At 61.6% G+C, this 5,016-nt stretch carries 5 protein-coding genes; 4 read left to right on the forward strand and 1 reads right to left on the reverse strand.

What is annotated here, in order from left to right:
• The 4 genes from pqqE to ACN0TS_RS19195 form a co-directional block, all read left to right on the forward strand.
• Positions 1-981 (forward strand): pyrroloquinoline quinone biosynthesis protein PqqE (gene pqqE, locus ACN0TS_RS19180; protein WP_417260904.1); only part of this gene is annotated, 981 nt, incomplete at its 5' end.
• Positions 982-1,066: 85 nt separating this feature from the next.
• Positions 1,067-1,570 (forward strand): urate hydroxylase PuuD, encoded by a 504-nt coding sequence (locus ACN0TS_RS19185; RefSeq protein WP_417260905.1) that lies wholly within the window; start codon positions 1,067-1,069, stop codon positions 1,568-1,570.
• A complete protein-coding gene (gene serC, locus ACN0TS_RS19190; RefSeq protein ID WP_417260906.1) occupies positions 1,551-2,648 on the forward strand; it encodes a 3-phosphoserine/phosphohydroxythreonine transaminase in 1,098 nt (365 codons plus the stop codon). The genes ACN0TS_RS19185 and serC overlap by 20 nt, the downstream gene beginning before the upstream one ends.
• Positions 2,641-3,498: a hypothetical protein gene (locus ACN0TS_RS19195; protein WP_417260907.1), complete on the forward strand. Its 858-nt coding sequence runs from the start codon at positions 2,641-2,643 to the stop codon at positions 3,496-3,498. Before serC ends, ACN0TS_RS19195 begins: the two co-directional genes overlap by 8 nt.
• A 174-nt stretch (positions 3,499-3,672) precedes the next feature.
• Here the strand turns inward: ACN0TS_RS19195 and ACN0TS_RS19200 are convergent.
• A partial coding sequence (locus ACN0TS_RS19200; protein WP_417260908.1) for a PQQ-dependent dehydrogenase, methanol/ethanol family occupies positions 3,673-5,016 on the reverse strand: 1,344 nt, incomplete at its 5' end.

Genomic DNA, 5,016 nt, shown 5'->3' on the forward strand with positions numbered 1-5,016 from the left:
GTGATGGCCCAGGCCCGCGCCATGGGTGCGATGCAGATCGGCTTTTCCGGCGGCGAGCCGACGCTGCGCAAGGACCTAGAAACGTTGGTCGCCGAGGCCGATGGCATGGGCTACTACACCAATCTGATCACCTCTGGCATCGGGCTGACCCAAGCGCGGCTGCGCGCTCTGAAAGATGCAGGGCTGCGCCACATCCAGCTCGGCTTTCAGTCGACCGACCGTGATGTGGCACGTCAGCTGGCTGGCGTCGATGCGTGGGAGCGCAAGATAAAGATGGCGCGCTTGATCAAGTCCATGGAGTTTCCCATGGTGCTCAACGTCCCTATTACCCGGCAGAACATCAGTCAAATCCCGGACATCATCGAATTCGCCGTCGAGCTGGGGGTCGAGTACCTCGAACTGGCGAACGTGCAGTACTACAACTGGGCGCTGCTCAACCGTGATGCATTGATGCCGACCCATGCAGAATTGCAGAAAGCCGAAAGCGAGGTGCAAGCGGCACGCAAGCGTTTCGGTGACCGCCTGACCATCTTCTTTGTCATCCCCGACTATTTCGAAGGCAGGCCCAAGGCGTGCATGAATGGCTGGGGCGCCATACACGTCACCATCGCGCCGAACGGCAACGTGCTGCCCTGCTCCCAGGCGGCCAACTTCAAGGACCTCGCCTTTCCCAACGTGCGTCAGCAACGGCTGGAGCAGATCTGGCACGACTCGCCGGTATTCAACCTCTACCGCGGCGATGCCTGGATGCCCGAGCCTTGCCGCAGCTGTGACGAAAAAGAAAAGGATTTCGGCGGCTGTCGCTGCCAGGCGCTGCTGCTGACCGGCAACGGTGCAAACACTGACCCGGCGTGCAGCAAATCACCCCATCACCAGCTGATTCGCCAGGCCGTGGAGTTGGCGCAGGATGCCACCCGCCCGCAAGGCACGCTGATCGCTCGTCAGGCCAGCCAGGGGGTGGACCTTGAAACTACCCCATGACTCGTTTGGTGGCACCGTTAGCGCAGGGCTCGCGCTGACACTCGGCTGCTACCTGCTGCTGCGCGTGCTGATCTAGGAGGCGCCGATGCAACTGCCTGTGCTCGATGTGCTGGCTCGCTATGCGCATCTGCTGTTCGCGCTGGTCTGGGTCGGCCACAACTACGCCAATTTCATCCAGAACCCGCGCTTCGTGCCGCTGCAGAACGGCATCGACGCCGCCACGCTCAATCGCGACCTTGAAGCGCGGATGAAGCGTGAGCATGGCATCTTCCGCTACGCCTCGGTCGTGGTCTGGGTGTCTGGCATGTTCATGCTGTGGCAGCGCGGCTGGCTGGCCGATGCGCTGCTATTGCAGGGGCCGCTGGCGGTGATCGGCCTAGGCGCCTGGATTGGCACGCTGATGCTGCTCAACCTCTGGTTGGTGCTCTGGCCGCATCAGAAGAAGCTGCTCGGCTTCATACCTGCGACATTGGAGGAGCGGGTACGCTGCTCGCGGATCACCTTTCTCTCCTCACGCAGCAATACCATCCTGTCCTTTCCCCTCCTGTTCTTGATGGCAAGCGGTGGTCATGGCCTGCATCTCTTCTGAGTCCGAGCGCTACAGTTTTGCCGCTGGCCCGGCGATGCTGCCGGGCGCGGTATTGGCGCAGATCCAGGACGAAATGCCGGACTGGAATCGCAGTGGCTTCTCGATGCTTGAGCAGCCGTTCACAAGCTCCGCATTCAAACAGCTGATGGCCGAGACCGAACAGGATTTGCGCACGCTGCTGTCGATTCCGCAAAACTACCGGGTGCTGTTTGTGCAAGGTGGTGCCTCGGCGCAGTTCGGCCTTGTGCCGCTCAACCTGCTGCGGCCCGGGCAGAGCGCCGACTATCTGGAAAGTGGCCACTGGGCGCGTAAGGCGATCGTCGAGGCCCGTCGACACGCCCCTGTCAGTGTCATCGCCAGTGGCTCGACACAGAATTTCACCGCGCTACCGGCCACTGAAGATTGGCAGTTCGACCCGAACGCCGGCTACTGCCATATCACCAGTAACGAAACCGGTAACGGCCTGCAACTACCGCACTTCCCGGAGCTGTCGGTGCCACTGGTTGCCGACATGACGTCGGATTTCCTTACCCGGTCGATCCCGGTCGAGCGCTTCGGCCTGATCTATGCCAGCGCGCAGAAAAATCTTGGTGTCGCCGGGCTGTGCCTGCTGATCGTGCGCGACGACCTGCTGCAACCGCCGCGGCCTTCGCTGCCCTCGGCGTTGAGTTATGCGATACAGGCCGAGCAACAGAGCCGCTTCAATACTCCGCCGACCTTCGCCCTGTACGTCGCCAACCTGATGCTGCGCTGGATCAAACATCAGGGCGGCCTCGCCGCGATGGCGGCAGCGACGGAGCGAAAAAGCCGGCGCCTATACGCCTGCATTGATCACAGCGGCCTATATTGCTGCCGGCAGCCCGTCGCGGATCGCTCGAAGGTGAACGTCTGTTTCGAGTTCCGCGATCCTCGCCTGTTATCGGCGTTCCTTAGCGAAGCCGAGCGTAGCGGCCTGCATCATCTCGCTGGGCACGCTGCCGTAGGCGGCATTCGCGCCAGTTTGTACAACGCCATGCCGCTGGCAGGCGTGGATCGACTGGTGGACTTCATGACCCGGTTCGAACGCATCCATGGCTGAAAAGATCGACCTTGACGCCCTGCGCAAGCGCTTGGCACAGCGACTCGCACTGGGTCTCGTCGATATCGCATGCCACATGCCCACCCGTGCGATCAACCGCCCGGTAACGGCGATGGGCCTGCATTTCTCCTCGCCATTGGGCATCGCAGCCGGCTTCGACCGCAACGGCCGGCTCGGTCGTCGGGTTGCTGCATTGGGTTTCGGCTTCAATGAAATCGGCAGCCTGGCCTTCGATCAGGTTGCCAGCCTGGCGCCTGCACACCACGGTGACGCGCGCCTTGGCATCAACCTGACCTTGGACGCAACGCAATCAACGGCCGAAGCGTGCGCCATGCTGTGTAACGCCTGGCCGCATGCCGATTACCTGGTACTTAACCTGATCGGGCCGGCCAGTGCATCGCTGTTACGACAGAACGCGCGCTTGCTCCAATTGCTCACCGCGCTTCGCCATCAACAGCAGCAACTGGACCAAGCGGGCGGCCGCCGGGTTCCGTTGGTTGCCAAGCTACGCTGCCTGCCAGCGCAAATTCCGTTTTCGCTCGCAGGCCTGCTGCTGGAACTAGGCTTTGATGGCCTGCTCGCCGCTCATGATCCCGGACCTCCTTCAACGCGTCAGCGCTACCGCGACTGGCAGAACCAGCGTCAACAGGCGCAGGCCTGCGAGCAGATCGAGCATCTGCACAGCTTCTGCGGTGAGGGACTTACGCTGATGTCGGTTGGAGGAATTCAGAGCGCCGCCGATCTTCAGGCGCGCTTGAATGCCGGCGCGCAGCTGGTACAGGTCCATGCGGCATTGCTGCATCAAGGCCCCTGGCTGGCTCACCGCTTGCTGCGGGCCCCACGGGAATGAAGCGCTATCGTTCGTCGCTCGATACCTGGCGATAGCGTGCCGTGCCTGTGCCGTTGAAGGCGCATCCCCTCAAATGGCTGGCCGATGCTCCAGTATCGGCCTTGTAGTCAGGCGATGGCTCCGTAAACGCAAAGGGCCGGCTATAGCAGCCGGCCCTTCGTTTGGAGTCTTAGATCAACGCTTGGCTACGACCTGTTCCTTCGGCAGTTTGAAGGTCCAGACCATGCCGCCCTGGTTGAAGTCCTTGACGCGCTTGGCAACCTCGCCGCCCCACAATGGGACTGCACCACCCCAGCCGGAAAGCACCGATACGTACTGTTCTCCGTCCATTTCCCAGGTGACCGGAGAGCCGATCACGCCGGAGCCGGTGTTGAACTCGTAAACCTTCTCACCGGTCTTGGCATTGAACGCCATCAGGTAGCCTTCCGGGTTGCCGGTGAACACCAGATTACCCTTGGTGGCCAGAACACCACCCCATAGCGGTGCGTAGTTCTCGTAACGCCAGACTTCCTTGCCGGATTTCGGATCAATGGCGCGCAGTACGCCAATGTAGTCCTCGTTCAGCGGATGGATGGTGAAGCCGGCACCCAGATAGGCCGCGCCCTTTTTGTAAGCGACGCCTTCGTTCCAGATGTCCATCGCCCACTCGTTGGACGGCACATAGAACAAGCCAGTGTCCTGGCTGTACGCCATCGGCATCCAGTTCTTGCCGCCGGGACGGTTGGCGTCGTCGTAGATCGGACGGCCATCTTTGTCCAGACCCTTGGCCCAGGTGATCTTGTCCACGAACGGGAAGCCGCGGATGAACTTGCCGTTGGTGCGATCCAGTACGTAGAAGAAGCCGTTGCGGTCCGCGGTACCGGCTGCTTTGACGGTCTTGCCGTTTTCCTGGTAATCGAAGGAGATCAGCTCGTTCACGCCGTCATAGTCCCAGCCGTCATGTGGCGTGGACTGGAAATGCCATTTGATCGAGCCGTCATCGGGGTCGAGCGCCAGGCGCGATGAGGAATAGAGGTTGTCACCGGGGCGCAGGTGCGAGTTCCAAGGCGACGGGTTACCCGTGCCGAACAGCAGCGAGTCGGTGTCGGCATCGTAGTAGCCTCCCAGCCAAGGCGCTGCACCGCCGGTCTTCCACAGGTCGCCTGGCCAGGTCTTGCCGGCTTCGCCGCCCGAAATGCCATTCTCGACCTTTTTGCCGTCCTTCATCACGTAGCCCATATGACCTTCGACGGTCGGACGGGTCCACAGCAGTTCGCCATTCTTGGGATCGAACGCCTGAATCATGCCTACAACACCGAACTCACCGCCGGCCAGGCCAGTGATCAGTTTGCCTTTTACCACCATCGGCGCGGCGGAGATGGAGTAGCCGGCCTTGTAGTCGGCCACGGTCTTTTTCCAGACGACCTTGCCGGTGTCCTTGTTCAGCGCGACCAGCTTGGCGTCCAGCGTGCCGAAGATCACCAGGTCGTCATACAGGGCGACGCCCCGGTTGATCACGTCACAGCAAGGCATGATGCC

It is taken from the genome of Celeribacter sp., from assembly GCF_048266405.1.
Classification (GTDB): Bacteria; Pseudomonadota; Alphaproteobacteria; order Rhodobacterales; family Rhodobacteraceae; genus Celeribacter.

Coding starts and splice junctions, on each gene's coding strand:
- ACN0TS_RS19185 (WP_417260905.1), top strand. CDS start 1,067: ATGCAACTGCCTGTGCTCGATGTGCTGGCTCGCTATGCGCATCTGCTG.
- serC (WP_417260906.1), top strand. CDS start 1,551: ATGGCCTGCATCTCTTCTGAGTCCGAGCGCTACAGTTTTGCCGCTGGC.
- ACN0TS_RS19195 (WP_417260907.1), top strand. CDS start 2,641: ATGGCTGAAAAGATCGACCTTGACGCCCTGCGCAAGCGCTTGGCACAG.